Here is a 26,457-nt window from a genome sequence, read left to right on the forward strand (position 1 = left end):
TTATAGAGTGAAAAGCCCTGTCGGGAGCTTTTTATACTGCGCACCCCGCTGATCTGGCAGGTCTTGTCCTACCAGACGCGCCGTCCCACAAGGCCGGCACGGTTGAGCAAGCGGCGGCTATCCGCTGTCGCTTCGCAGGCTCGGTGGTTCAATCCAATAACAAAATGAGGTTGTATCTCTATGTCAGTTGGCAACCAACTGCCCCACGGCGAGTCCGCTCAGGGCGGTCCGCTGAAACGCGAACTGGGTGAACGGCATATTCGCTTGATGGCCCTGGGCGCCTGCATTGGTGTCGGCCTGTTCCTGGGCTCGGCCAAGGCCATCGAAATGGCCGGCCCGGCCATCATGCTGTCCTACATCATCGGCGGCCTAGCGATCCTGGTGATCATGCGCGCCCTCGGCGAGATGGCGGTGCACAACCCGGTGGCCGGCTCCTTCAGCCGTTACGCGCAAGACTATCTGGGCCCGCTGGCGGGCTTTCTGACCGGCTGGAACTACTGGTTCCTGTGGCTGGTGACCTGTGTCGCGGAAATCACTGCGGTGGCGGTGTACATGGGCATCTGGTTCCCCGACGTGCCGCGCTGGATCTGGGCCCTGGCGGCCCTGGTGAGCATGGGCTCGATCAACCTGATCGCGGTCAAGGCCTTCGGTGAGTTCGAATTCTGGTTCGCCCTGATCAAGATCGTCACCATCATCGCCATGGTCATCGGCGGCGTCGGCATCATTGCCTTCGGCTTCGGCAACGATGGCGTGGCCCTGGGGATCTCCAACCTGTGGACCCACGGCGGTTTCATGCCCAACGGCGTGACTGGCGTGCTGATGTCGCTGCAGATGGTGATGTTCGCCTACCTGGGCGTAGAGATGATCGGCCTCACCGCCGGCGAAGCGCGCAACCCGCAGAAGACCATTCCCAATGCCATCGGCTCGGTGTTCTGGCGCATCCTGCTGTTCTACGTGGGCGCGCTGTTCGTGATCCTGTCGATCTACCCGTGGAACGAGATCGGCACCCAGGGCAGCCCGTTCGTGATGACCTTCGAGCGTCTGGGAATCAAGACCGCCGCCGGCATCATCAACTTCGTGGTGATCACCGCCGCGCTGTCGTCCTGCAACGGCGGCATCTTCAGCACCGGGCGCATGCTCTACAGCCTGGCGCAGAACGGCCAGGCTCCGGCCGGCTTCGCCAAGACCTCGAACAACGGCGTGCCACGTCGCGCGCTGCTGCTGTCGATCTTCGCCCTGCTGCTGGGCGTGCTGCTGAACTATCTGGTGCCGGAGAAAGTGTTCGTCTGGGTGACGTCGATTGCCACCTTCGGTGCGATCTGGACCTGGGTGATGATCCTTCTGGCCCAGCTCAAGTTCCGCAAGGGCCTGAGCCCGAGCGAGCGGGCCGCATTGAAGTACCGCATGTGGCTGTACCCGGTCAGTTCCTACCTGGCCCTGGCGTTCCTGGTGCTGGTGGTGGGGCTGATGGCCTACTTCCCGGACACCCGCGTGGCGCTGTACGTCGGCCCGGCATTCCTGGTGCTGCTGACCGTGCTGTTCTACCTGTTCAAGCTGCAACCGACCAATGTCCAGCAAGGGGCGGTGCGCTCGGCGTCCTGAGGGGCGCTGCGGTGATGCGGCTGGCTTGAGCATCCCCGGCTGAAAGGCTGAGACACGCAATCCGGCGACCTGCGAAGGTCGCCGGATTTTTTTTGCCCGGGTCAGCCGCCCAGGGTGCCGCTGCTATCGGCGTCGAAGATGGCCTTGGCCTGTTGTGCCGGGGCCGTCAGCAGGGCCAGCAATGCTGTCTCGCCGTAGAGCTGGCGGGCGGCCAGGGTGGTCGGCGTGGGTTCGATGGGAATCAGCTGATCTGCGTCGCCGCCGTGCAGCCAGATCGCGGTCATTTGCAGGGCCGGAACCAACAGCAAGCGCAGCTCATAGCTTTGGCCCTGCAGTTGAGGCGCCTGCTCGGCAAGTTCCAGGGCCCTGACTGCGGACGCCGCCAGCGCCCCGTGGTTCAGCGCCGAGAAGCCGAGCTTGCCGGCCACCTCGCTCAGTTGCGCATCGGCGATCGATACCCCGGCATCGAACACCAGGTAGTGCCAGTCACCGGCCTTGGCCTCGGCCAATCCTTTGCCCTGGGCCAGGTCCTCCAGGCCCAGGGTGTAGCCGCGAAAGGCCTGGGACAGCTTCAGGTTGCCGGCGCGGGCCCGGGCAAACCCGCGGTTGATGCCGAACCCCTGGGTCTGCAGGGCCGCCTGGAGTGCCGAACGCAGGTGCTGGACGCCATCGACGGGCGCCTTGGGGTAAGTCAGTTGCATGACGCCTCCTAGTTTTTCCGGGTGAAGTAGGTGTGGGTCCATTGGCCGCCGCCGTTGTAGGAGGCGGGGAAGCTGTTCAGGGCGCGGGTCGAGTAGCCGTAGATCGAATCCGCTACCAGGATGTAGCCGCCTTCACTGCCGAAGATCGTCAGGAAATGCGCGCCGCCGCCGTACCAGGCACAACGCAGGCCCACGGGGCGGCCCATGCCCAGCTGGTTGTCGATGGCCGGCATCTGCATCCGGTCTTCGCGCATGCCGCCGTAGCAGCGGGTGGTGCGCAGGGCCGAGTCCAGGTAGCCGTAGACGTTGCACGGTCCGGGCTGGCTGCAGCAGGAGTTGCGGCCCAGCTCGGCATTGGCCACGGCGCATTGGGTCCAGGAACCGGTGCCGTAATAGTTGCCGACCGAAGCGGACAGGGCGGCCCAGCACCAGTTGCTCTGGGTTTGCGGTTGCACGCTGAAATTCAGCCGGACAGCAGCTTGGGGCGCCGCTTCGGCGTGGGTGTCGGCTTCGCTCAGTTGTGGTTCCAGCAGCGTACCGGCCAGGCACTGGGGCAAGGCCTGGAGAGCGCTGCTGGCGGTCAGGTTGCTACTTAACATGTTCATCCTCCATGAATGAAAACCAGCCTCCGGCTGGGTCGCGGTAACGTGTCGGCTACGGTCAGTAGCCGGACCCGGCGAGCTGTTGCTGCGCCAGGCCAGCCTCGATGGCCGGCGCTGACCGGGTCTGCAGACAACCTTAGAGGTTTTATGCGTTTATGCAATTAAATGATGCATAAATGCATTGTTGCGGGCGTGGATGTCCCCGCTAAGGGGGGCATCCGTGGCCGTCACCGGGGGCGAGTGCCGGGCTATTTCTCGTCGAGGAAGTGCTCCAGGGCCGCGTTGAACAGGCCCGGGTCCTGGAGGAAGGCGAAGTGGCTGACGTTCGGCAGAATCAAGAGCCCGGCGCCGGGAATGGTCGCTGCCATGTACTCGGTGTGCTCGCGCTTGATGGCTTCATCATGGTCACCATCGACGATCAGCACCGGCGCCTTGATCCGTGCCAGGTCGGCATCGCTCCAGTTCGGCTGGCTGGCCCACATGTGGCCGATCTGCTCGACAAAGGCCGGATACTCCTTGGGCGTCGGTGACAGCCGGGCATATTCCTGGCCGGCCCGTTCGATGTAGGCGGCGAAGGTCGGGTTGTTCTCCACGCCTTCCTTGACCCCGGAGGTCTGGGTGTTGGCGGCGTAGGCGAAGACCTTGCCGACCCGCTGCGGGTAACGCATGGCCAGGTCCAGGCCGAGGATCGCGCCGTCGCTCCAGCCGACGAAGTCGGCGCGGGGGATCTGCAACTGGTCCAGCAGGGCGATCACGTCATCGGCCATCAGGTCGTAGCCATAGGGCCGGGCATCTCGCGTGCTGCGCCCGTGGCCGCGGCTGTCGACGCTGATCACCGTGTGCCGGGTGGCCAGGGCCTTGGCCTGTAGTCCCCAGTAGTCGGCATTGCCCAGGCCGCCATGCAGCAGCACCACCGGCGAGCCGTGGCCGAGCTTGCTGTAGTAGAGGCGAATGCCGTTGACCTCGGCATAACCGGCTTGGGCCCCGGCCACCGGGGCGGGGGTGGGCGGCAGGGTCTGCCAGCGTTCGCCGGCAAAGGCGCTGTTGAAGGACATCAGTAGAGCGATCACTGCGAACAGACGACGAGGCATGGGCTTCTCCGTGCATGGGCCCTCGGGTCGGACCGACCTTGGGGCAGGTGGTTACCGCGATTGATTCGATGAGGGACAGGCTAGACGTCGATGATCACCAGGGTGCCGTGGCTGCCGGGCAGCACGCTGTGGGCCTGGCCGGCCTCCACCAGGTACATCTGGCCCGCCATGACTTCCACGCAAGCCTGGCCAATGCCCAGGCGCAGGCAGCCCTGGGTCACCAGCAGGCCTTCGTTGTAGTCGTGGGTTTCTTCCGGGTAGGGCTGCTCGTCCATGCGCAGCACCTTGATGCGGGCCGGGCCGACCTGGCCCACCCGCGTGGATTGCCAGGGCGCCGGCAACTGGTGGGACAGGTATTCGAATGACAGCAGGGGCATGGCGGATCTCCGAAAGGTCAGTGAGGCTTGGGCTGCTTTCGGTGGTCCGGTCAAGCAAGGGCTGGGTCGGGCTTTCTAGAATTCGTCCATCAGCAACACACGGCATTCGCGGCGCTGGAAGGCATTGATCTGCGGCACCAGGCGGGTGAAGTGCTCGGTCTGGCAGTGGGCGTCGAGAGCGGCGCGGTCCGGCCACTGTTCGACGAAAATGAAGTGCCCAGGGTCTTGCTGATCAACGAACAGATCGTAAGCGATGCACAGCGGTTCCTGGCGGGTTTTTTCCACCAGTTCGGCGTACCACGGGCGCACCGTGTCCAGGTGTTCGGGGTGGATGAAGTCTTCAGCGATGACCTTGAGCATTGCAATCTTCCTTGGGTTGCGCCCGGCGCTCCCGGGCAACCGGGCAGCGTCAGGCAATGGGGGTTAAGCCGCGGCTTGGTTGTTGGGTTCGAAACTGTCGGCCCGGGCCAGTTGCCACATGCGCGAGTAGAACTCGCCATTGACCTCGCCGGTGAGCAATTCGCCGGGCTTGAGGAACACGTGCAACTGGGAGAACAGCTTGATCTCGGTGGCCGACATGCGCCGCACCAGGTGCTTGGCTTCCAGTTGCGAAGGGTGTTGCAGGCCGGCGGCGGCGAGCATTTCCGCCAGGGCCTTGAGGGTATTGCGGTGGAAGCTGTACACCCGCTGGGCCTTGTCCGGCACCACCAGGGCACGCTGGCGCAGGTTGTCCTGGGTGGCCACGCCGGTCGGGCACTTGTTGGTGTGGCAGCTTTGCGACTGGATGCAGCCGATGGCGAACATGAAGCCGCGGGCCGAATTGGCCCAGTCGGCGCCGATGGCCAACACGCTGGCGATGTCGAAGGCGCTGACGATCTTGCCGCTGGCACCGAGCTTGATCTTGTCCCGCAGGTTCAGGCCCACCAGGGTGTTGTGGACGAACAGCAGGCCTTCGCGCATCGGTGCGCCAATGTGGTCGGTGAACTCCACCGGTGCCGCGCCGGTGCCGCCTTCCTTGCCGTCGACCACGATGAAGTCCGGCAGGATGCCGGTTTCCAGCATGGCCTTGGCAATGCCCATGAACTCCCACGGGTGGCCCAGGCAGAACTTGAAGCCCACCGGTTTGCCGCCGGACAGCTCACGCAGTTGCTGGATGAAATGCATCATTTCGATCGGGGTGGAAAAGGCGCTGTGGCTGGATGGCGAAATGCAGTCCTCGCCCATGCGGATGCCGCGGGTGTCGGCAATTTCCTGGGTCACCTTGTGCTTGGGCAGGATGCCGCCGTGGCCTGGCTTGGCGCCCTGGCTCATCTTGATTTCGATCATGCGTACCTGGGGGTTCTGCGCCTGGGCGGCGAAGCGCTCGGGGTCGAAGCGGCCGTCGGCAGTGCGGCAGCCGAAGTAGCCACTGCCCAGTTCCCAGGTCAGGTCGCCGCCGTGCTCGCGGTGATAGGGGCTGATGCTGCCTTCACCGGTGTCGTGGGCGAAGTTGCCGAGCTTGGCGCCCTGGTTCAGGGCGCGGATGGCGTTGGCGCTGAGGGAGCCGAAGCTCATGGCCGAGATGTTGAATACCGAGGCCGAGTAAGGCTGGGTGCACTGCGGGCCTCCGACGGTCACGCGAAAGCTGCTGGGATCGCTCAGGGGCGCCGGACGCATGGAGTGGCCGATGAACTCGAAGCCCGACTGGTAGACGTCGATCAGGGTGCCGAAGGGTTTGTCGGCGCTTTCGTTCTTGGCCCGGGAGTACACCAGCGAGCGCTGGGCGCGGGAAAAGGGCAGGGCCTCGCTGTCGGACTCCAGCAGGTACTGGCGGATCTCCGGGCGGATACCTTCCACCAGGTAGCGGATATTGCCCAGGATCGGGTAGTTGCGCCGCACCGCGTGCGGGCTTTGCAGCAAGTCGAAGATCCCCAGCAGGCTCAGCAGGCCGGTGACCAGGGTGAATGGCCAGAGCCAGTCGTGTTCAAGAAAGGGCAGGCTGGCGAGGGTGAAGATCACGCAGGCAGCAAAGAAGGCGTAGCGGCTCAGGAGTGACAGGCTCATACGGTTTCCTTGGTTCGGATTCATCGGGTCAATCAGGCAGCGGTAGCCTTGATAGCGGGTAATCCACAGCGCCACCGAACGGCTGGGACGGTGAGCTGCGCGGGTATTTCTTATAGGAATTCACGGCTGTGTCAGAGCGTTGCAGCCCAGCATACTGGCCCGCCGGTGCCGTGCGGGCAAGCCTGAATCGGCGGATCAAGGCTGGCGTTAGACCATTGTTGCAGGATCTTATTGCGATAAGTTCTCGTTTGTGTGGGATTTTATTGTTACTGTATAACAGTTTTTTAACCCCAGCCGCTGGAGACTTTGATGAAACCCAACATCCACCCCGACTATCGCACCGTGCTGTTTCACGACACCGCCGCCGACGTGTTCTTTCTCATCGGCTCCACCGTCGACACCGATCGCACGCATACCCACAGCGACGGCAAGACCTACCCCTACGTGACCCTGGACGTGTCCAGCGCCTCGCATCCGGTGTACACCGGCCAGCAGCGCAAGACCCAGTCCGAAGGCCGTATCGCCGGCTTCAACAAGCGTTTCGCTTCCTTCGGCTCCAGCGGCAAAGCGGCCAAGTGAGAGCCTGGCTGGCAGGCGTTGCCTGAAGGCGGCGCCTGCTCTTGGCTGCGCCTGGACGCGGCAACGGATGGATGGCATTAAAAAGCCATCATTCGGACTGGAAATTCTTCTAGTCTTGAATCAGGCAACAGGGATCAGGGTGCCAGCACCACTCATCAAGGACATGTGCATCGATGGTGACCCGAGGTGTCTCATGGGTGAACTGAACGTTGCCACAGTCACACGCTTGCCTGGGGTCCTGCTGGTGGATAGCCAGGACACTGTTCTGCAACGCCTGCACAAACTGCTCAGCGCCCATGACTACCGCCTGTACCTGGCCCACGATGCCAGCGAGGCGCTGCAGGTGATGGCCCGCGAGGAAGTGGACCTGGTGATCAGCGCCGCCCATCTGCCCCAGGTGGACGGAGCGACCCTGTTGGCGCGCCTGCACCAGGACTACCCAGCTACCACGCGGATCCTGCTGACCGGCGATCCAGACTTGAAGCTGATCGCCAAGGCGATCAACGAAGGGGAAATCTACCGTTACCTGAGCAAGCCCTGGGACGACCAGGAGCTGCTGCTGACCCTGCGCCAGGCCCTGGACCATCAGCATTCCGAACGCGAGCGCCAGCGCCTGGAAGCCCTGGCCCAGCAGCAGAATCGCGAGCTCAAGGCGGTCAACGCCCTGCTGGAGAAGCGTGTTGCGGCCCGTACCGCCGAGTTGCAGCAAACTGCCGACATGCTTGATCTGGCCTATGAAGAGCTCAAGCACAGTTATGCCACCGGCGCCGAGCTGTTCTCGCTGCTGGTGAACCAGCGTCTGCCCAGCGACAAGCAGACCAACCGCCGGATCATCGAACTGGTGCGCGCCTACTGCAAGGTTCAGGGCATCGACGCCGTGGCCCAGCGCGACCTGGCCATGGCCGCGGCCCTGCACAACATCGGCAAGCTGAGCTGGAGCGACAGCATGATGATCACCCCGGCCGATCTGCTGCATCACCATGAGCGCGAGCGTTATCGGGCCTATCCGGCGCAGAGCGAGTCCCTGCTGATGACCCTGGAGCCGGTGCAGGATGCCGCGCGTTTGATCCGTCACCACCAGGAGCACTGGGACGGCACCGGCTTTCCCGATCACCTCAAGGGCGAGGCGATTCCCCTGGGCTCGCGGCTGCTCAAGCTGGCGGTGGACTTTGTCGAACTGCAGTGCGGGCTGATCCTCGAACGTCGCATGAACAGCGACGAGGCCCTGGTGTTCATCCGCAAGTACGCCGGTCGGCTGTACGACCCGCAACTGGTGGAAGGCTTCATCCAGGTGTGTTCGGTGTACCTGAGCGACGTGACCCTGGGCGACCCTTCGGTCAAGGTACTGAGCACCCGGGAGCTGCAGGCGGGCATGGTTCTGGCGCGCAACCTGAATGCCGACAACGGCATGCTGCTGCTCAACGCCGGCAAGGTGTTGAGCATGCCCCTGGTGGACAAGCTGATCGCCTTTGAAACCATGGAGGGCGGTCGCTACAGCGTGTTCGTCAAGCTGCCCCAGGAGACGCCGATGAGGGCCTGAAGCAAGGCGATGAAGCGTCGAAAAGTGTCGGCGGCGGATGACGGCCCTCCGCCGGCCATGGGATCCTTGCGCCCTCACTCTCAAGGCTCCCGGGTTCCCATGTCGTCGTTTTCCGTTGCTGCTCCCTCCATCATTCGTATTGCCGCCGCGCTGCTGATCGGTGCCGACGGTCGGACCCTGCTGGTGCGCAAGCGCGGCACCCAGGCCTTCATGCAGCCAGGTGGCAAGATCGAGGCCGGGGAACTGCCGGTGCAGGCTCTGGCCCGGGAGCTGGAAGAGGAGTTGGGGGTGTGCATCGACCCGAGCAAGGCCCGCTACCTGCAGCAGTTTTCCGCACCGGCGGCCAATGAGCCGGGGCATGTGGTAGAGGCCGAGGTATTTCTGGTCCACATAAACGGCCCGGTGCTTCCAGCGGCAGAGATCGAGGAGGTGCGCTGGATCGATCCGGCCGGCGATGGCGATTTGTTCCTGGCGCCGTTGACACGGGATCTGATCTTGCCGTTTTATCGCCAGGCCCAGGCGGATCTCGCCTGACCCCTCCGTTTGCCAAGGACTGCCATGATTCCACTCCACGACTATCTGATCTTCGCTGCCGCGTCGCTGTTGATGGTGCTGACCCCCGGGCCGAACATGATCTACCTGATATCCCGTTCGATCTGCCAGGGACGCAAGGCCGGCGTCACTTCGCTGTTGGGTGTCGTGGCGGGTTTCTTCGTCCACCTGTTCGCGGCCGCCCTGGGGCTGACCGCGGTGTTCATGGCGGTGCCCCTGGCCTACGAAGTGCTCAAGTGGGCCGGTGCCCTTTACCTGCTGTGGCTGGCCTGGCAGGCGCTCAAGCCGGGCGCCCGTTCGCCGTTCGAAGCCCAGCAGCTGCCGGCGGACTCGCCGCGCAAACTGGTGACCATGGGCTTTCTGACCAGCGCCCTGAACCCCAAGATTGCGATGTTCTACCTGTCGATCTTTCCCCAGTTCATCAACCCCGAGCATGGTTCGGTGTTCGCCCAGAGCCTGATTCTCGGCATGACCCAGATCAGCGTGAGCTTTTCGGTGAACCTGCTGATCGCGCTGTTTGCCGCGGGCATTGCCTCCTGGTTCGCCAACAACCCGACCTGGCTCTCGGTACAGCGCTACTTCATGGGGTTCGTGCTGGCAGGGCTGGCGGTGCGGTTGATGTTCGAACAACGCCGTACCAACTGAATAGCACGCACTGACGATCCCCCCATGAGCCTGCAGATTCAGCAACTGACGCCTGACGATGCCGAGCAATACCGGGCCTTGATGCTCGAAGCCTACGCGCGCCATCCCCAGGCGTTCACCTCCAGTGTCAGGGAGCGCGAGAAACTGCCCCTGGCCTGGTGGGGCGCTCGTCTGGACGGGGAGCTGGACCTGATCCTCGGAGCCTTTGTCCAGGGACGGCTGGCGGGGATCGTCGGCCTGGCCTTCGAGCTGCGGGAAAAGGCCCGGCACAAGGCGACCCTGTTCGGCCTCTACGTCACGGCCGAGCAACGTGGCAGCGGCCTGGGCCGGCAACTGGTGCAGCAACTGCTGGCCGAGGCGGCGCGGTACGAAGGACTGCGTCTGCTGCAACTGACAGTGACGGCGGGCAATGACCCGGCGCTGTCCTTGTACCGGCGCTGCGGCTTTGTCCAGTTCGGTCTGGAACCCCAGGCGGTGCGCGTGGAGGAGGATTATTTCGACAAGATCCATATGTGGCGGGAAGTGCCGGTCGAAGCTTGACCCGGGCCGCGGCGCCCGGCGGATCAGCGTACCGCGCTGACCCCATCCAGGGTCGAGAACGAGGTGTCCTTGGCCGTCAGCAGGAAGTCACGCATGTAGGGCGCGTCCAGCATGTCGGCGCGAACCGCGGCGTACAGCGTGGCGAACAGGCCCTTTTCCCCCAGGCGCTTGGCCTTCACATAGCCCCGTGAACTGTATTCATGCAGGGCCCAGTGCGGCATGCCGCACACACCCCGACCGCTGGCCACCAGTTGCATCATCATCACCGTCAGTTCCGAGGTGCGCACCTGCGCCGGCTCGATGTCCGCCGGTTCCAGGAAGCGGGTGAAGATGTCCAGGCGGTCCCGCTCCACCGGGTAGGTGATCAGGGTTTCGTTCAGCAGGTCTTCGGGAACTATGTAGGGCTTGTTCGCCAGGGCGTGCTGGTTGGCCACGGCGAGCATGGCTTCGTAGGTGAACAGCGGCACATAGGTGATGCCGGTCAACTCCACAGGGTCGGAGGTCACCACCAGATCCAGGTCGCCCCGGGCCAGGGCGGGCAGCGGGGCGAAGGAAAACCCCGAAGCCAGGTCCAGCTCCACTTCCGGCCAGGCATCACGAAACTGGTCGATGGTCGGCATCAGCCACTGGAAGCAGCTGTGGCATTCGATGGCCATGTGCAAGCGGCCGGCGGTGCCACCGGCCAGGCGGGCGATGTCCCGTTCGGCGGCGCGCAGCAGGGGCAGTGTCGCGTCCGCCAATTGCAGCAGGCGCAGGCCGGCGCTGGTGAAACGCACCGGTTTGGTCTTGCGCACGAACAACGGCATGCCCAGGCGCTCTTCCAGCTCCTTGAACTGATGGGACAGGGCGGACTGGGTCAAGTGCAGGCGTTCGGCGGCTTCAACCAGGCTGTCGGCTTCGCGCAGGGCGTGCAGGGTCTTCAGGTGACGGATTTCGAGCACCAGTTTCTCCATGAGTAAATTTTGCGATCAACACGAAAAGGTTGAGTTTGTCTCATGTTGCTTGGGCTGTCGACAATAGCGCCATCTTTTACAAGGAGGCACTTTCCCATGGCCCTGGCCCACACCCTCGGTTTTCCCCGCATCGGCGCTGACCGCGAACTGAAAAAAGCCCTTGAATCCCACTGGAAGGGCGACCTCGATCAGGCGGCCTTGCAGGGGATTGGCCGCGCGCTGCGGGCCCGGCACTGGCAGTTGCAGAAAGACGCCGGCATCGACCTGTTGCCGGTGGGCGATTTCGCCTGGTACGACCAGGTGCTCACCCATTCCCTGACCTTCGGCGTGATTCCCGAGCGCTTCGACAACCTTCGCGATGCCCAGGGCCGTCCGACCCTGGACACCCTGTTCGCCATGGCCCGTGGCGCGTCCGGTGGTTGCTGCGGCGAGCAGGGGCAGGCGCAATACGCCCAGGAACTGACCAAGTGGTTCGACACCAACTACCACTATCTGGTCCCCGAATTCAGCGCCGACCAGGCTTTCCAACTGAGCTGGGAGCAGCTGTTCGACGAGGTCGCAGAGGCCCATGCCCTGGGGCATCAGGTCAAGCCGGTGATCATCGGCCCCTTGACCTACCTGTGGCTGGGCAAGGCCAAGGGCAACGCCTTCAACAAGCTCGACCTGCTGGAGCGCCTGCTGCCGCTGTACGGCGAGATCCTCAACCGGCTCAAGGCCCAGGGCGTGGAATGGCTGCAGATCGACGAGCCGATCCTGACCCTCGACCTGCCCCAGGAATGGAAGAGCGCCTTCGAGCGGGCTTACCACATCCTTCAGTACTCGCCCTTGAAAAAGCTGGTGGCCACCTACTTCAGCGGCTTGGAAGACAACCTTGGCCTGGCGGTGGGCCTGCCGGTGGACGGTCTGCACATCGACGCGGTGCGTGCCCCGGAACAACTCGGCCAGGTCCTGGACCGGCTGCCGACCTACAAGATTCTTTCGGTGGGGCTGGTCAACGGGCGCAACGTCTGGCGCTGCGAACTGGAGCAGGCCCTGCAACAGTTGCAGGTGGCCCAGGAGCGTTTTGGCGACAACCTCTGGGTCAGCAGTTCCTGCTCCCTGCTGCACAGCCCGGTGGACCTGTCCCGGGAAGATCAGCTGGATGCGGAACTGAAAAGCTGGCTGGCCTTCGCCGTGCAGAAATGTGGCGAGATCTCGGTCTTGCGTGACGCCCTGAACGATCCCCAGGCCCCTGCGGTGCAGGCGGCCCTGGCGCAAAGCCGGGCGGTCCAGGCCAGCCGCGCCCGCTCACCACGGATTCACAAGCCCCAGGTCCAGGCGCGGGTCGAGGCCATCGGCGCCGCCGACAGCCAGCGTCGCTCGCCCTTCGCCCGACGCATCGAGCAGCAGCGGGCGCGCCTGCAACTGCCGGCCTTTCCCACCACCACCATCGGCTCGTTCCCGCAGACTTCATCGATCCGCCTGGCGCGCCAGGCCTACAAGCAAGGCAAGCTGTCGCTCAATGACTACACCGACGCCATGCACCGTGAGATCCGTCACGCGGTGGAGATTCAGGAGCGCCTGGGGCTGGACGTGCTGGTTCACGGCGAAGCCGAGCGCAACGACATGGTGGAGTACTTTGCCGAACAACTGGACGGTTACCTGTTCACCCGCTTCGGCTGGGTCCAGAGCTACGGTTCACGCTGCGTCAAGCCGGCGATCATCTATGGCGACCTGAGTCGGCCCGGGCCATGACCGTGGACTGGATCCAGTACGCCCAGAGCCTCACCGACAAGGTCATGAAAGGCATGCTCACGGGGCCTGTGACCATGCTCATGTGGTCCTTTCCCCGGGAGGACGTGCCACGCAAGGTCCAGGCCCAGCAGTTGGCCCTGGCCCTGCGCGATGAAGTGCAGGACCTGGAGCAGGCCGGGATCAAGATCGTGCAGATCGACGAGGCGGCGTTCCGCGAAGGCCTGCCCCTGCGCCGGGCGCAATGGCAGGAGTACCTGGATTGGGCGGTGCAGGCCTTCCGCCTGAGCGCCTCTGGAGTGAAGGACGAAACCCAGATCCATACCCACATGTGCTACAGCGAGTTCAACGACGTGATCGACGCCATCGCCGCCATGGATGCCGACGTGATCACCATCGAGACTTCCCGCTCGGACATGGAGTTGCTGCAAGCCTTCGAGGCCTTCGATTATCCCAACAACATCGGCCCTGGGGTGTACGACATCCATTCGCCACGGGTGCCGGATACCGCCGAGATGGTCAAGCTGATCAGCAAGGCCGCCCGGCGCATTCCCGCCGAGCGCCTATGGGTCAACCCCGACTGTGGCCTGAAGACCCGCGCCTGGCCGGAAACCGAAGCGGCCCTGGTGAACATGGTGGCCGCCGCCCGGCAGTTGCGCAGCCAGCTGGCCTGAGCCCCTGGCCGGCGAAGGCGATCATCGCTCTTCGTCGGCCAGGCAAGCGCCGTCCGACCGTCTCCCCAGTGATGACCGCTGGGCAATCTTCATCAAACTGTCACGCAACTGTGGCAGCGCGAATCATCGAAGTTCATCAGACTCGCGCTCCACTGGGGTTCTGCGTTTCGGTGTTTTCCATGCGGGCAAGATTGTTTTCCACTGTCATCCTGCTGGCCGGGCTATTGCTCGGCCAGCTGTCCTTTGCGGCCGCGCGCTGCGATATCAACGTACCCACGCAACGGGTCGACCTGCCACAGGTGAGCCTGGCCTATCAGAGCATTGGCCGTACTTCCGATCCGGCGCTGTTGCTGGTCATGGGCCTGGGCGGGCAATTGATCCACTGGCCGGACGAGGTGGTCATGGCCTTGTGTCAGCAGGGCTTTCGGGTGATTCGCTATGACAATCGCGACGTCGGCCTGTCCACCTGGCGGCAGACGCCGGACAGCGCCAACCTGACCTTCGAGGTGCTGCGCTACAAGCTGGGCCTGCCGGTGTCGGCGCCCTACACCCTGACCGACATGGCCGACGATGCCCTGGGGCTGATGAATGCCCTGCACGTCGAGCAGTTCCATGTGCTGGGGGCGAGCATGGGCGGGATGATTGCCCAGCACTTGGCGGCCATGGCGCCACAGCGGGTCGAGAGCCTGACCCTGATCATGACCAGCTCCGGCGCCGAAGGCCTGCCGGCACCCAACGCGGCCCTGGTGCAGTTACTGTCCCGGCGCAATGCGCCGAACCGCGAAGTGGCCCTGGAGCAACAGGCCGACCTGTTGGCGGCGCTGGGCAGCCCCAAGGTCGCGGATGATCGTCGGGTCCTGCTGCATCAGGCGGCCCAGGCCTATGACCGGGCGTTCAACCCGCAAGGGGTTCAGCGCCAGATCATGGCGATCCTCGCCGAACCGAGCCGGGTGGCGCTGCTCAAGCAACTGCGGGTGCCGACCCTGGTGGTGCACGGCACCGCCGATCCGCTGTTGCCGGTGATGCACGGGGTGCACCTGGCGGCGCAGATCCAGGGCAGCCAGTTGAAACTGATCCCGGGCCTGGCCCATCGCTTCCAGGAAGCCTTCAAGGCACCCTTGCTGGCGGCGGTGCTGCCGTACCTGCAAAGCCATCGCGAAGACAGCTCCCACTGGGCGCAGATCGAACCCGTGGACAATAGCAATGTGCTTTAGGCGAGCCGAGCGCCGGCGTGAGGCTGTTCGCTGGCAAGCCAGCTCCTACGGGCTGGTTTTTCTTGCCGCTTGAAGCTTGCCGCTGAGAGCTGTCCGCGTCAGCGGACAATCTTGTCCACCTGAATGCCGAGTTTTTTCAGGCGATACCAGAAGCTGCGCTCGGAAATGCCGATCATCTGCGCCGCCGCCTGGACGCCGTTGCTCTGTTGAAGGGCCGCGAGGATGTAGCTGCGTTCCACCTCCGCCAGGGCTGCGTCCAGGTCGCTGGGCACAGGCGCACTGACGCTGGGAAGGGGGCTGCCTTCGACTCCCGCAGGCTGGGTGTCGAACAGATAGCCCGGCAGGTCGCTCTCTTCGATGACCGAGGCGCGCGCGACGATGGTGGCGCGCTCCACGCAGTTCTGCAGTTCGCGAATGTTGCCCGGCCAGTTGTAGCTGGCCATGGCCTGCAGCGCCTGCGGGCTGAAGCCGGTGATGCGCTTGCCCGCGGCGGCGCCCAGGCTGTGGGCGAAGTGGCGGGCCAGCGGAGCGATGTCTTCGACCCGTTCGCGCAGCGCCGGCAGGGGAATGGGAAACACATTGAGGCGGTAGTACAGGTCTTCGCGGAATTCCTTGTTGGCCACCGCCTCCAGCAGGTTCTTGTTGGTCGCGGCAATCACCCGCACGTCGACCTTGCGCTCCCGGGGATCGCCCACCGGCTCGATCACCCGCTCCTGCAGGGCGCGCAGGATCTTGGCCTGCAGGGCCAGGGGCATGTCGCCCACTTCATCGAGGAACAGGGTGCCCTTGTCGGCCTGCTGAAAGCGCCCGATGCGGTCGGCCACGGCACCGGTGAAGGCGCCCTTGCGATGGCCGAACATCTCGCTCTCCAGCAGGCCCTCGGGAATCGCCGCGCAGTTGACCGCGACAAACGGCTTGTCGGCGCGATTGCCATGCTTGTGGATGGCCCTGGCGACCATTTCCTTGCCGGTGCCGCTTTCTCCGGTCAGGAGGATGGTGGCATTGCTGTCGCGTACTGAGTCCACCGCCTGCAGCACCTGGCGAAAGGTCGGGCTGTCGCCCACCAGACTGTCGAACTGCTGGTGTTCGTCGAGTTCGGCGCGCATGCGCTGGTTGTCTTTGAGAATGTCGCGAAACTGCAGGGCCTTGCTGACGGTGATGTCCAGCTCGTCGATATCGAACGGCTTGGCGATGTAGTCGTAGGCGCCGTTGCGCATGGACTGCACGGCGTTCTTTACCGTGCTGTAGGCGGTCATCACGATCACCGGCAGGTTCGGGTAGCGCTGCTTGATTTCACCCAGCAACTGCGGCCCGTCCATGCCCGGCATGCGCCAGTCGCTGATCACCAGGTCGATGTCCTCCTGCTCCAGCACCTTGAGGGCATGCAGGCCGTTGCTGGCGGTGAACACCTGAATGCCGTCCTGGCTCAGGGCCGAGGACAGCAGGTCGCAGAGTTTCGGTTCGTCGTCGACCACCAGCAGGTTATGCGTCATCACTGTCCTCGTCGTCCTCTTCACCGTTGGCCGGAATGTACAGGCTGAAGGTGGCGCCGGCATCTTTTTCGCTGGCGCACTCGATATGGCCGTCATGGCTTTCCATGATCGAGAAGACTTTAGCCAATCCCAGGCCGGTGCCCGAGGCCTTGGTGGTGACGAATGGGGTGAAAATGCGCTCCAGCATGTCCGGCTCGATGCCCTGGCCGGTGTCGCTGACGCTGATGACGGTTTCGTTTTCCTGCTGGGCAATGCCCAGGGTCAGGCGGCCGCCCTCGGGCATGGCGTCGATGGCGTTGAGGATCAGGTTCAGGCAGGCCTGCTTGAGCTGCCGGGCATCGGCGTGGATGGTCGCGCCGGGGGCCTGGTCGTCGATGCGTGCATCGATGTTGTGGGTCGCCAGTTCCGGGGCGCAGAAGCCCAGCAACTCTTCCAGCAAAGGGCGCGCCGGCTGCGTGGCGCGGATCGGCGCGCTGGGCTTGGCGAAGTCGAGGAATTCGGTGATCAGGTCATTGATCCGGCTGACTTCGCTGATCACGTATTCCAGGTGGCGCTTGTCGTTTTCCGGCAGGTTGGCCCGGCGGTGCAGCAGTTGGGTGGCGGTCTTGATGATGCCCAGGGGATTGCGGATCTCGTGGGCCAGGCCCATGGCCACTTCGCCCAGGGCGTGCAGGCGGTCCCGGCGACGCAACTGGGATTCCAGGTGCTGCAGTTCGCCGAGGCGTTCGGTCATGTGGTTGAAGGTGCTGCTCAGTTCCGCCAGTTCGTCGCCACCGATCACCGGCACCCGTTGCCGGTAGTCGCCGGCAATCACCGCCTGGACGCCCTTGGACAGGCCCCGCAGCGGCCGGGTCAAGCGTTGCGACACCAGCCAGCCGACACACAGCGAGGCCGCCGAGCTGAGGAGAAAGATCAGGATGAACAGGTTGCTCTGGTTGACCAGGCCCACCAGGCTGCTGTGGCGCAGCAAGCCGCTGAAAATCACCCCCACCAGGTCGCCGCTGTCATTGAAGATCGGGCGGTACAGGCCGCTGTAGCGGCTGGTGAACTGTTCGGTGGGCTGGCGCGTCGCGCGCAGGATGTCTTCGATCTTGTGCGGCACCCGCGGCGGGTGATCCTCAAAGCGCTGGGTGGCGAAAATCTCGGAGAAGTCATCGGCCTTGGCCAGGTACAGGCGCAGGTCCAGGGAGTGCACATCGGCCACGCTGGTGAGGAAGCTGGCGTCCAGGTAGGTGGCGATCAACAGCTGATAGTCGACGCCGTCCAGCTGGGTCTGGAAGGTCGAAACCACCGCCCCGGTGGCCACCCCGCCAACCTGGATGGTCTGCAGCACGGCATTGGAGGCGGTACTGATCTGCCCCACCACGTCATCGGCGGCGGTGGTGAACATCACCTTGTGGTCGCTCTTGCGGATCAGCGCCACCACGTCGATGCCCATGGAGTCGGCGATGTCGGCGGTGAGCTTGTCGTGCTTGGCCGCATTGCGATCGGTGGGCGGGCGGGTGTAGCGCAGGAACAGCTGGGCGATCCGAGCGTTGTCACGCAGGATCTCGGTGATCTCGTCCTCGACGATCTTGGTCGACTCCTGCAGCCAGATCCGCACGTTGCTGTCGAAGATTTCCGACAGCGTGGTGGCCGCCAGCTCAGCCGCGATCATGGTGGGGATCACACTGACCAGCCAGAATGCCAGCACCAGCTTGCGCTGCAGGCTCCAGCGGGAGATGGCGAAGGGGCGGGGCGGGCGACGATCTTTTCTGGTCATGTACTTTCGCTTATTGCAGCAGCCATGGCGGGGTCGGAGCGATCCGGGCGAACAAAGCGTTTTATCACTTTGAGCAGGGCATTGAGCAACGGATTGCGGTGGCGGAAAAACAGCATGTTACCGGTGAAGCGGCAACCCAGACGCAGTTTGCTGGCATAGCCCGCCTGGCCGCACTCGTAGAGCGGAATTCGTTGCTGGATGCAGTAGTCGACATTGGCCAGCCAGCTGCGGAAATACAGGTTGTGCTCGCGACTGACATTGAGGTCGTGGGCGAAGAACTTGTCGATCAGCCGATGCTGGTCGATGAGGATCAGGTTGAACGCCACCAACTGCTCGCCGACCCAGTACAGGACGCAGGCGGCGCGGTCGCCCAACTGCTCCAGGATCGCCGTGAAGTAGTCCGCCGGCAGGCGTTCGAACTGCAGGTCGCTGCGGTTCAGGGTCGCTTCGTACAGGCGCATGATGTCCGGCAGCACATCGTCGATCTGCCGGCGCCATTCGATGCGCGGTCCCGGCGCCCGGAGTTTGCGGCGCAGGTCCTTGCGGGTGGATTTGCCCAGGGTGCCCAGGTACGCGTCGATCGAGGCGAAGGGCACGGGCAACAACGCGGTGGGCAGGCTGGGCATGGCTTGCAGGCCGGCGGCCAGGCAGCTGTCGGCCCATTGCTGATCGTGGCTGGGGGCATCCTTGACCGCCAACAGGCCGATGCCAAAGCTGTCGGCGTCGCGCCGGGCCAGTTTCAGCAGTTCTTCGAGCAAGGCCTGGCGACGCTGGGGCGGGACATGGCTGGCGGTGCCGGCATTGCACTGTTCGGCCACCGGCGAGCCGATGGCGTACAGGCGCAGTTGCAGGACACCGGGCCACTGGCGCTCCAGGCGCTCGGTAAAGCGTTTGGCCAGTCCCGAAACGGTGGTGTCGAGCCGGTACTGGGTGGTGAAGGCCGGAGCCACCGCCACCAGGGTCGAGCCCTCGAAGACCGCCAGGTAGCGCCACTGAAAGTCGGCAATGGCGGCTTTTTCCACGGCCAGGTAGTAATCCCAATCCTCCAGGGCCTCTGGAAAACAGTCATTCCAGGCGCTGCGTTCGATGGCCTGTATGGTTGAAAAGGCTCGGGCGGTAATCACGTCTCTTCCTTAAGTCACGCCAGCTGTCGGTAGTCTTCACGTTCGGCGGGCTGGGTCACTCGTTGCTGGATGAAGTCGACGCTCAGCTCGATCACCCGCAGGTACTGCAGGTCAACGGTGATCATGTGATAGCAGTTGTCGAGGAGGATCTTGGTCACCGGGCCGCCGAGCTTGCGCTCCACGTAGTCGGCGTTCCAGGGGCTGGTGATGTCGTCCTCGCTGGAGTGCAGCACCAGGGCCGGGGTCATGATCGAAGGCATGCGTTTCTTGACCACGGCGTTCATCCGATGCAACTCGCGCACCGTCACGCCCTCCATGGTCAGGAGTCCGGCATTGCTGCTTTCGCCGGCTTTCATCTGCTTCTCGACAATGGCCCGCAGCCGTTCGTTCTTGATGCCGTAGGGCGGCTTCTCTTCGAAACGGCAGATGTGCACGCCAAAGGGGATCTTCATCAGCAACGGCGTGAGGAACGCCAGCTTGTTGATGCTCCAGCCGTCGTACTTGAGGGTGGTGGAGTACATCAGCAGGCCGCTGATCCGCCCCGGATGCTCGGAGGCCAGGTACATGGACATCACCGCGCCCATCGACAAGCCGCCGACGAACACCTGCTCGTGACGCTGCTGCACGCCGACAAAGGTCTTGCGCACGCCCTCGTACCAGTCCTGCCAGCCGGTGGCCTGCAGGTCGCTGTTGTCCCCGCAGTGCCCGGGCAGGGTCGGAACGTACACGGTGCACGTTCCGTCCTTGGCCAGGCCCTGGGCCACCCGACGGAGTTCCGTCGGGGTGCCGGTCAGGCCGTGGATCAACAAGACCCCGACCGGACCCGTGCCGAGAACGAAGCCGGCGTCGCCTTCGCCCAGATCGATCTCAGCCTGGCTCATCGCTTCATGGCCCGATCCAGCAGGCGGTCCAGCAGTGCGATGCCCAGATCGATTTCCGCGTAGCTGATTTCCAGCGACGGGGCCAGGGTGATGACGTTCTTGTAGTAGCCGCCCACATCGAGGATCAGGCCCAGGCGCTGGCCGTCGATTTCGATGTCGCCCTTCATGCCTTCCTCGACCATGAAGTCCAGGGTCGCCTTGTCCGGGGTGAAGCCGTCGGTGGTGCAGATTTCGCAGCGCAGGGCCAGGCCCAGGCCGTCGACGTCGCCGATGATCGGGTAGCGCTTCTGCAGGTCCTTGAGGCCTTCGAGGAAGTACTTGCCCTTTTCCATGACCATCGCGCCGTAGTCGATCTCGCTGGTCATCTTGAACATTTCCAGGCCCACGGCGGTGCCCAGTGGGTTGGAGGCGAAGGTGGAGTGAGTCGAACCTGGCGGGAACACGCCCGGGTTGATCAGCTCTTCACGGGCCCAGATGCCGCCCAGTGGGTTGAGGCCGTTGGTCAGCGCCTTGCCGAACACGATCACGTCGGGTTGGACGTCGAAGTGCTCGATCGACCACAGCTTGCCGGTGCGGTAGAAGCCCATCTGGATTTCGTCCACTACCAGCAGGATGCCGTGCTGGTCCAGGACCTGCTTGAGCTCGCTGTAGAAGTTCATCGGCGGGATCACGTAGCCGCCGGTGCCCTGGATCGGCTCGGCGTAGAAGGCGGCGTATTCGCTCTGGCCGACTTTCGGGTCCCACACACCGTTGTATTCGGTTTCGAACAGGCGGGCGAACTGCTTCACGCAGTGGCTGCCGTACTCTTCCTTGGTCATGCCTTTAGGGCCACGGAAGTGGTACGGGAACGGGATGAACTGCGCGCGCTCGCCGAAGTGGCCGTAGCGGCGACGGTAGCGGTAGCTGGAGGTGATCGACGAGGCGCCCAGGGTACGACCGTGGTAGCCGCCCTCGAAGGCGAACATCAGGCTTTTGCCGTTGGTGGCGTTACGCACCACTTTCAGCGAGTCCTCGACCGACTGCGAACCGCCGACGTTGAAGTGCACGCGACCATCGAGGCCGAACTTCTTCTTGGCGTCCACGGCGATCATTTCCGACAGCTCGATCTTGCCCTTGTGCAGGTACTGGCTGGCGATCTGCGGCAGGGTGTCGATCTGTTGCTTGAGGGCGTTGTTCAGGCGCGGGTTGGCGTAGCCGAAGTTCACCGCCGAGTACCACATCTGCAGGTCGAGGTAAGCCTGGTCGCTGGTGTCCCAGACATAGGAGCCTTCGCAGCGGCTGAAAATGCGCGGCGGCTCGATGTAGTGAACGGTATCGCCGTAGGAGCAGTACTTGGCTTCTTTTTCCAGAAGGATCTGGTCTTCGGCGGTAGCGATGCGGATATCAGACATGGTGGAAGAGTTCCTGGGTTTCAAGAGAGAAATTGGTCGCGTTGGCGGCGTTGTTCGGCAGCTTGGCCAGCAGCGCCGGCAGTTCGGCGAAGGAGTCGAACCGCGCATGAGGAATCTTGTTGCGTTCGCAGTAGTCGGCCAGGCGGTCCTTGGCGAACACGAAGTCGGCGGTGGAAGCCACGCACATGTCCGACTGACCGTCGCCGATCACCAGCACGCGCTTGCCCCGTGGGGTGGACTTGCACTTGCAATTGCCGGAAGCGGCGCGGCAGGCGTCGCTGGCATAGGGGAAGTCGATGCGCCAGCTGTTGTGGTCGACCTGGCGCAGGCGGTTGGCGAGGATCGGCAGCAGGGTCACGTAGTTGCGTGCCAGGATCCGGGCGATGCCCTGTTCGATGCCGTCGCTGACCACTTCGATGGAAGCGCCCAGGCCGATCACGTGATCGACGAAGTCGGGGAAGTCAGGGTCGATTTCGACGCTGTCGAAGTAGCCCAGCAGTTCGGCGGGCGAAGCCTTGACCAGGGCCAGTTGGCGGCTGAGGCATTCTCGGGAGCCGATGTGACCGTCCAGCCATTCCTGCTCGATACCTTCCCAGCTCGGGTCGGCGAAGCGTTGGAGAACGTTATCGATCACGTCGGCGCGGGAGATGGTCCCGTCGAAGTCACATACGATATGCCAGTGCATCATCTGCTGTTACCTGTTGAATAAGAGCGCTGTTTGCGCTTGCGGCAGGGGTACAGCAGGGACTGTGCCAAGTGGCGAAAACCCAGCAGGGCCGGGGCTCTGGCTGGGTTGGGAGGGGATTTGTAGCTTTCTGGCTACAATTTTTGTAGCTTGCTACAACCAACATCAGTGCTTGCATCCATGGGCCGCTCTGGTGATTGATGCGCGGCTGTTCAGACAAGGAAACTCACTCATGCCTAGGCTTTCTTTCTCCGCCATCCTGGCCGGCCTGCTGTCGCTGGGCGCGGCAATGGGCGCCGCCGCCGACTCCGGCATCACCGGTGAACTGGGACTTGGCCTCGGCTACCAGCCCCACGACCCGACCGGCAGCAGCTACGACACGGTGCCGCTGCCATATATGGATCTGGAGTGGGGCGATGTCAGCCTGAGCACCGATGACGGCCTGACCTGGAGTGCCTTCAAGGGCAATGGCTTGAGTGTCGGTCCCTACGTCAACTACCTGCAGGGGCGCAACTCCGACGGCAAGCTGCGCGGCTTGCGGGACGTGCGCGACATGGCCGATATCGGCGGTTTCATTGAATACGCTCCGGATGACTTCTGGCGGCTATTCGCCACCCTGGGCCAGGCGGTTGGCGGTGCCGGCGGCCAGGGCGGCCTGCTGGGCAAGCTCGGTGGCGAGATCGGTTATCCCCTGGGCATGGGCATCATTGGCAGCAACGAACTGACCCTGCACTTTGCCGACGACCGCCAGGCCAATACCTTCTATGGCGTCAGCAGCAAAGACTCCCTGGCCTCCGGTATCGACCGCTACAACGCCGGCGGTGGCCTGCAGAACTTCACCCTGAGCCAGAGTTTCCAGTTCCCCCTGGGGGACAACTGGTCGCTGGTGGCCAGCGCCAGCTGGATCCGTCTGGCCAATTCCGCCGCGGACAGCTCCATCGTTCGTGATCGGGGCGAGGTCAACCAGGGCCAGGTACAGACCGCCATCAGCTACAAGTTCTGAAGCGCGCCAGCGCCGGCCGCGACCCGGCCTGCGCTGGCTCCGGTGAAAACTGGTCTGGCCTTTGCAAAGGCGGTCATGAATTCAATTTCTCAGGAAGTTCTTCATGGCTCGACCCGCCTACCGTCTGCTTGCCCATTCCCTCTGGGACCTGATCCCGATTGTCATGGCCCTGGCGCATTTCGCCTTTGTCCTGTGGCTGGTGCTGGACTTTCACGCCCTGTCCTGGTGGGTCATTCTCCCGGCGGCGCTGCTGTATGCGGTCAGCCTGTCGTGGAGCATCAACAGCATTTCCCACAATCAGATCCATAACGCCTACTTCACCCCGGGGTGGATGAACCGCGCCTTCGACCTGCTGTTGTCGGTGACCATCGGCTTTTCCCAGACCCTGTACCGCGACATCCACAACCGTCACCACCGTGGCAACTCCGATCGACCCGATGCCCAGGGCAAGACCGTGGACCCGCTGTCGATCTACCTGCACGGCAAGAATGGCCAGCCGGACAACCCCTGGGCCTACACCTTCCTGAGCTTCTTTCGCGACGACCCCAAGGAGATCTACCAGGAAATGCAGCGCAAGCGGCCTGACGATGCGCGCTGGGTGAAGGTGGAAATCGGCGTCACCGTGGCCTTCTACCTGGCCCTGGCGCTGTATGACTGGCACGCGGTGCTGGTGCTGCTGCCGTTCTGGTACCTGGGACAATCGCTGTCGTCCCTCAATGGCTACTACGAGCACCTGGGGGGCAATCCCGACCTGCCGATTGCCTGGGGCGTGAGTTCCTACAGCCCGCTGTACAACCTGATCTGGATGAACAACGGCTACCACGCCGAGCATCACTACCGGCCGAAGATGCACTGGACCAAGGTCAAGGCCTTCCACCGCGAGATTCGCGAGCAGCAGCGGGCGGCGGGGGTAAAAGTGATTCCGCTGTCCCACGGCCTGGGCTTCCTGCTATCCCACCGCAAAGCCTGACCGCAAGACCGCCTTTCGCCGGCCAGGACGTCACGCCAATCCCCCACCGTAGGAGCTGGCTTGCCAGCGAAGGGGCCCTCAGGCCTCTTCACCCTCCGCCAGCAGGGCAATCCCGCCGATGATCACGAAGACGCCGATCCAGTGCAGCAGGCTGATCTGCTCACCCAGGCCCAGCCACGACCCCAGCAGGACCACCACGAACACCAGGGAGCTCAGGGGGAAGGCCAGGGACAGGCTGCTGCGGCGCAGGATCAGCATCCAAACGAAAAAAGCGCCGATGTAGCAGGCAATTGCCATCAACACGCCGGGATTGACCGCAACCGCTGCCAGCCATTGCAGGTTGAAGTCCATCTGCCCCAACTGGTCGCCGCCGACCTTGGTGGCGATCTGCCCGGCGCTCTCGAAGCCGATCAGCAGGGCCCAGAGCACGATGGTGCCCAGACGCTCGTGCAGCCAGCCGTGGGAGGTGTTCGAACTCATGAAGCGTTTCCTTCTATTCGTTGAATGAGGCTCAGGTACTGGCCACGCACACCAGCATCACCCCGGCGGTGATCACCAGGGTGCCGAGCCAGCGTCGGCGGCTGACGACCTCGCCCAGCACCACCTTGCCCGCCAGTACCACGCCGCAATAGGCCAGGGCCGCTGCCGGGAACAACAGGCTCAGGGGCGCCCGGGACAGGGCTTCGAGCCAGACGAAGAACTCGATGGCGTAGGCGCCGATGCCGCACCACAGCAGGGGCGCGTTGAACACCTGGCCCCAGAAGGCATTCAGGCGAAAGCCGCCTTCCAGCTCCGGCAGGCGGTCGAGGCCGAGCTTGAAACAGAGTTGGCCGATCACGTCCAGGAGGATCGAAAAGGCCACCAGTAGAACAACGGTCAGGGTCACGGGAACAGCTCCTCGAACAGCGAAATCAGGGCTTCATTGGTTACTGAGTTGCGCAGCAGGTCGTCCTGGCTCCAGCGCTCGGCCGGGGGCTGGTCGGACTTGGCCTCCCAGCGTTTGAAGGCGTTGCTGAAGGCCGGCTGGGCGAACTCGCCACAGACGTCGATGCCCAGGATGCGCTTGCGCGCCGCCAGTTCGCGCAGCGCCTGCAGCAGGTGGGTCAGGCGCATGCCGCCCTGGTCCCAGTTGGTGGCGGCGTCTTCGCTGGCCAGCACGTCCTTGTCGATGGTGATCCACACCGCTTCGGTGGGCAGGCTGTCGATCATCTGCGAAAGGAAGCTGGCCCAGTCCAGGTCCGCCAGGTTGCGCCAGTGCAGGTGGTTTTCCTGCTGCTGATGCCCGGCGCCGTCGCCGACCCGGCCCCAGACCTTGGACGGCGCGTGTTGCCAGGGAAACAGCTGCAGTTTGCCGTGCTTCAGGGCGCCGAGGTTGCCGCCGCGCAGTTGCGGGTTGTGCAGGTCTTCGCTGCAAGGGCCGAGGGTGACGATGCGCTGGATGTTCGGCAACTGCAGCGCCCGGTTGACCCAGGAGCCGCAGTGCCGGCGCGGGGCGAAGCGTACCCAGTCGGGGTGGTTGTCGAAGTGGATCAGGCTCACCGGCTCTTTGAGGTCGTACAGAAAGGCTGGGGTCAGGTGGTGATAGTCACCGGAGCCGACGAAGAAGATTTCCGGCTGCGGGCCGCTGTGCCGGGGACGTTGGCCCAGGCGCTCGCGAAAATGGCGGTAGGTGCGTTCGGTGGACCAGAGGCGCAGCTTGGGGCCTAGGTCCAGCAGGTCAAGGCGTCGCGCCTGGCCGCTATTCAGGCGCCGCATGATCGGCTCCTGGGCGGTCAGGCTGTGGTCGAGATCTAAGATATTCAAGGTGTTCTTTACCCATGGCAGCGCCCTCCAGAAACTGCGTGATAACGCGCAAACGCAGGCTGGACGGGCTTTAGCGGGTAAATGCAAGGGTTGGGCCAGGGTGGCCGGCGACAGACCGCGGCGCCGGCTTCGCGAGCAAGCTCGCTCCTACAGAAAAGGGCGGGGTCTCAGGCGTGGAGGCGCACCCAGACGCTGACCAGGATCGTTGCGGCAATCAGCCAGGCCACGGCCGCCACCGCCAGGGAGGCTTCCAGGCGCAGGCGGTCGACCATCACATACAGGGTCGCCAGGTAGACGAAGTAGGGAATGATCGACCACATGCCGAACAGGATGGTGGTCTTCAGGTCGTCGAGCGAACGGCCCTTGCCGACGATGTAGTGGGCGATCAGGGCAAAGGTCGGGAACAGCGGCACAAGGCCAGCGATGTAGTAGTTCCGGGTCTTGGCCAGGGCCGCCAGAATCACCACCACCGCCGCGCCCAGGGCGGCCTTCAACAAAAGA

General features: G+C 63.9%; 26 protein-coding genes and 1 pseudogene. 10 read left to right on the forward strand and 17 right to left on the reverse strand.

Annotated features, from left to right (window positions below; all coding sequences use genetic code 11):
* Positions 1-180 precede the first annotated feature (180 nt).
* Entirely contained in the window at positions 181-1,602 is a 1,422-nt protein-coding gene (locus BLV47_RS05740) for an amino acid permease (protein ID WP_016968550.1), read from the forward strand.
* Between the two features lie 101 nt (positions 1,603-1,703).
* Here BLV47_RS05740 and BLV47_RS05745 read toward each other — a convergent pair whose 3' ends face one another.
* From BLV47_RS05745 to BLV47_RS05770, 6 genes are all read right to left on the reverse strand, one after another.
* On the reverse strand, positions 1,704-2,303 hold the full coding sequence (locus BLV47_RS05745) for a hypothetical protein (RefSeq protein ID WP_092310910.1): 600 nt from the start codon (positions 2,301-2,303) through the stop codon (positions 1,704-1,706).
* Between the two features lie 8 nt (positions 2,304-2,311).
* On the reverse strand, positions 2,312-2,902 hold the full coding sequence (locus BLV47_RS05750; protein ID WP_092310913.1) for a papain-like cysteine protease family protein: 591 nt from the start codon (positions 2,900-2,902) through the stop codon (positions 2,312-2,314).
* Positions 2,903-3,153: 251 nt separating this feature from the next.
* Positions 3,154-3,996, reverse strand: coding sequence for an alpha/beta fold hydrolase (locus tag BLV47_RS05755; protein WP_092310916.1), 843 nt, complete (start codon positions 3,994-3,996; stop codon positions 3,154-3,156).
* 80 nt (positions 3,997-4,076) lie between these two features.
* Complete coding sequence (locus BLV47_RS05760) at positions 4,077-4,373, reverse strand: cupin domain-containing protein (RefSeq protein ID WP_092310919.1); 297 nt, start codon at positions 4,371-4,373, stop codon at positions 4,077-4,079.
* A gap of 75 nt (positions 4,374-4,448) precedes the next feature.
* A complete protein-coding gene (locus tag BLV47_RS05765) occupies positions 4,449-4,733 on the reverse strand; it encodes a putative quinol monooxygenase (protein WP_092310922.1) in 285 nt (94 codons plus the stop codon).
* Positions 4,734-4,796: 63 nt separating this feature from the next.
* Positions 4,797-6,416, reverse strand: coding sequence for an FMN-binding glutamate synthase family protein (locus BLV47_RS05770; RefSeq protein ID WP_092310925.1), 1,620 nt, complete (start codon positions 6,414-6,416; stop codon positions 4,797-4,799).
* Between the two features lie 309 nt (positions 6,417-6,725).
* Between BLV47_RS05770 and BLV47_RS05775 the strand changes: the two genes are divergently transcribed.
* From BLV47_RS05775 to BLV47_RS05795, 5 genes are all read left to right on the forward strand, one after another.
* The gene (locus BLV47_RS05775; RefSeq protein WP_092310928.1) at positions 6,726-6,995 is read left to right on the forward strand and encodes a type B 50S ribosomal protein L31; all 270 of its coding nucleotides are present in this window, start codon (positions 6,726-6,728) and stop codon (positions 6,993-6,995) included.
* A gap of 193 nt (positions 6,996-7,188) precedes the next feature.
* On the forward strand, positions 7,189-8,535 hold the full coding sequence (nosR, locus tag BLV47_RS05780) for a response regulator c-di-GMP phosphodiesterase, NosR family (RefSeq protein WP_092310931.1): 1,347 nt from the start codon (positions 7,189-7,191) through the stop codon (positions 8,533-8,535).
* 99 nt (positions 8,536-8,634) lie between these two features.
* Positions 8,635-9,069 (forward strand): NUDIX hydrolase, encoded by a 435-nt coding sequence (locus tag BLV47_RS05785; protein ID WP_092310934.1) that lies wholly within the window; start codon positions 8,635-8,637, stop codon positions 9,067-9,069.
* Between the two features lie 24 nt (positions 9,070-9,093).
* Positions 9,094-9,732, forward strand: coding sequence for a LysE family translocator (locus tag BLV47_RS05790; RefSeq protein ID WP_092310937.1), 639 nt, complete (start codon positions 9,094-9,096; stop codon positions 9,730-9,732).
* Positions 9,733-9,762: 30 nt separating this feature from the next.
* Positions 9,763-10,272, forward strand: coding sequence for a GNAT family N-acetyltransferase (locus tag BLV47_RS05795; protein WP_092317058.1), 510 nt, complete (start codon positions 9,763-9,765; stop codon positions 10,270-10,272).
* 23 nt (positions 10,273-10,295) lie between these two features.
* Here BLV47_RS05795 and metR read toward each other — a convergent pair whose 3' ends face one another.
* Positions 10,296-11,213, reverse strand: a complete 918-nt coding sequence (gene metR, locus BLV47_RS05800) for a transcriptional regulator MetR (protein ID WP_092317061.1) — start codon at positions 11,211-11,213, stop codon at positions 10,296-10,298.
* 108 nt (positions 11,214-11,321) lie between these two features.
* On the opposite strand from metR, the pseudogene metE reads away from it, so the two are divergent.
* A pseudogene (gene metE / locus BLV47_RS05805) lies at positions 11,322-13,630 on the forward strand (5-methyltetrahydropteroyltriglutamate--homocysteine S-methyltransferase).
* Between the two features lie 179 nt (positions 13,631-13,809).
* Complete coding sequence (locus BLV47_RS05810) at positions 13,810-14,844, forward strand: alpha/beta fold hydrolase (RefSeq protein WP_092310940.1); 1,035 nt, start codon at positions 13,810-13,812, stop codon at positions 14,842-14,844.
* A gap of 98 nt (positions 14,845-14,942) precedes the next feature.
* On the opposite strand, the gene BLV47_RS05815 is transcribed toward BLV47_RS05810, so the two are convergent.
* Genes BLV47_RS05815 through BLV47_RS05840 form a run of 6 tightly spaced genes read right to left on the reverse strand, consistent with a single transcriptional unit; the run spans position 14,943 to position 22,183 of the window.
* The gene (locus BLV47_RS05815) at positions 14,943-16,337 is read right to left on the reverse strand and encodes a sigma-54-dependent transcriptional regulator (protein ID WP_092310943.1); all 1,395 of its coding nucleotides are present in this window, start codon (positions 16,335-16,337) and stop codon (positions 14,943-14,945) included.
* Positions 16,327-18,099 (reverse strand): sensor histidine kinase, encoded by a 1,773-nt coding sequence (locus tag BLV47_RS05820; RefSeq protein WP_092310947.1) that lies wholly within the window; start codon positions 18,097-18,099, stop codon positions 16,327-16,329. Before BLV47_RS05820 ends, BLV47_RS05815 begins: the two co-directional genes overlap by 11 nt.
* On the reverse strand, positions 18,096-19,223 hold the full coding sequence (locus BLV47_RS05825) for a GNAT family N-acetyltransferase (RefSeq protein WP_092310950.1): 1,128 nt from the start codon (positions 19,221-19,223) through the stop codon (positions 18,096-18,098). The genes BLV47_RS05820 and BLV47_RS05825 overlap by 4 nt, the downstream gene beginning before the upstream one ends.
* 14 nt (positions 19,224-19,237) lie before the next feature.
* Positions 19,238-20,104, reverse strand: coding sequence for an alpha/beta hydrolase (locus tag BLV47_RS05830; RefSeq protein WP_092310953.1), 867 nt, complete (start codon positions 20,102-20,104; stop codon positions 19,238-19,240).
* Entirely contained in the window at positions 20,101-21,495 is a 1,395-nt protein-coding gene (locus BLV47_RS05835; protein WP_092310956.1) for an aspartate aminotransferase family protein, read from the reverse strand. Before BLV47_RS05835 ends, BLV47_RS05830 begins: the two co-directional genes overlap by 4 nt.
* Positions 21,488-22,183 carry an HAD-IB family phosphatase gene (locus BLV47_RS05840; RefSeq protein WP_011063137.1) on the reverse strand — a complete coding sequence of 232 codons (696 nt, stop codon included), beginning with the start codon at positions 22,181-22,183 and terminating at the stop codon, positions 21,488-21,490. Before BLV47_RS05840 ends, BLV47_RS05835 begins: the two co-directional genes overlap by 8 nt.
* Before the next feature lie 229 nt (positions 22,184-22,412).
* On the opposite strand from BLV47_RS05840, the gene BLV47_RS05845 reads away from it, so the two are divergent.
* The gene (locus BLV47_RS05845; protein WP_092310959.1) at positions 22,413-23,183 is read left to right on the forward strand and encodes a MipA/OmpV family protein; all 771 of its coding nucleotides are present in this window, start codon (positions 22,413-22,415) and stop codon (positions 23,181-23,183) included.
* Positions 23,184-23,286: 103 nt separating this feature from the next.
* Entirely contained in the window at positions 23,287-24,153 is an 867-nt protein-coding gene (locus BLV47_RS05850) for a fatty acid desaturase family protein (RefSeq protein ID WP_092310962.1), read from the forward strand.
* Between the two features lie 78 nt (positions 24,154-24,231).
* Here the strand turns inward: BLV47_RS05850 and BLV47_RS05855 are convergent, their stop codons facing one another.
* From BLV47_RS05855 to BLV47_RS05870, 4 genes are all read right to left on the reverse strand, one after another.
* Positions 24,232-24,633, reverse strand: a complete 402-nt coding sequence (locus BLV47_RS05855) for a DMT family transporter (RefSeq protein ID WP_047288912.1) — start codon at positions 24,631-24,633, stop codon at positions 24,232-24,234.
* 31 nt (positions 24,634-24,664) lie between these two features.
* Positions 24,665-25,039, reverse strand: coding sequence for a DMT family transporter (locus tag BLV47_RS05860; RefSeq protein ID WP_092310965.1), 375 nt, complete (start codon positions 25,037-25,039; stop codon positions 24,665-24,667).
* Positions 25,036-25,956 carry an arginase family protein gene (locus tag BLV47_RS05865; RefSeq protein ID WP_092310968.1) on the reverse strand — a complete coding sequence of 307 codons (921 nt, stop codon included), beginning with the start codon at positions 25,954-25,956 and terminating at the stop codon, positions 25,036-25,038. Before BLV47_RS05865 ends, BLV47_RS05860 begins: the two co-directional genes overlap by 4 nt.
* Before the next feature lie 167 nt (positions 25,957-26,123).
* The gene (locus BLV47_RS05870) at positions 26,124-26,453 is read right to left on the reverse strand and encodes a GlpM family protein (RefSeq protein WP_169892259.1); all 330 of its coding nucleotides are present in this window, start codon (positions 26,451-26,453) and stop codon (positions 26,124-26,126) included.
* Positions 26,454-26,457 lie beyond the last annotated feature (4 nt).

This window comes from Pseudomonas saponiphila (assembly GCF_900105185.1).
Lineage (GTDB): Bacteria > Pseudomonadota > Gammaproteobacteria > Pseudomonadales > Pseudomonadaceae > Aquipseudomonas > Aquipseudomonas saponiphila.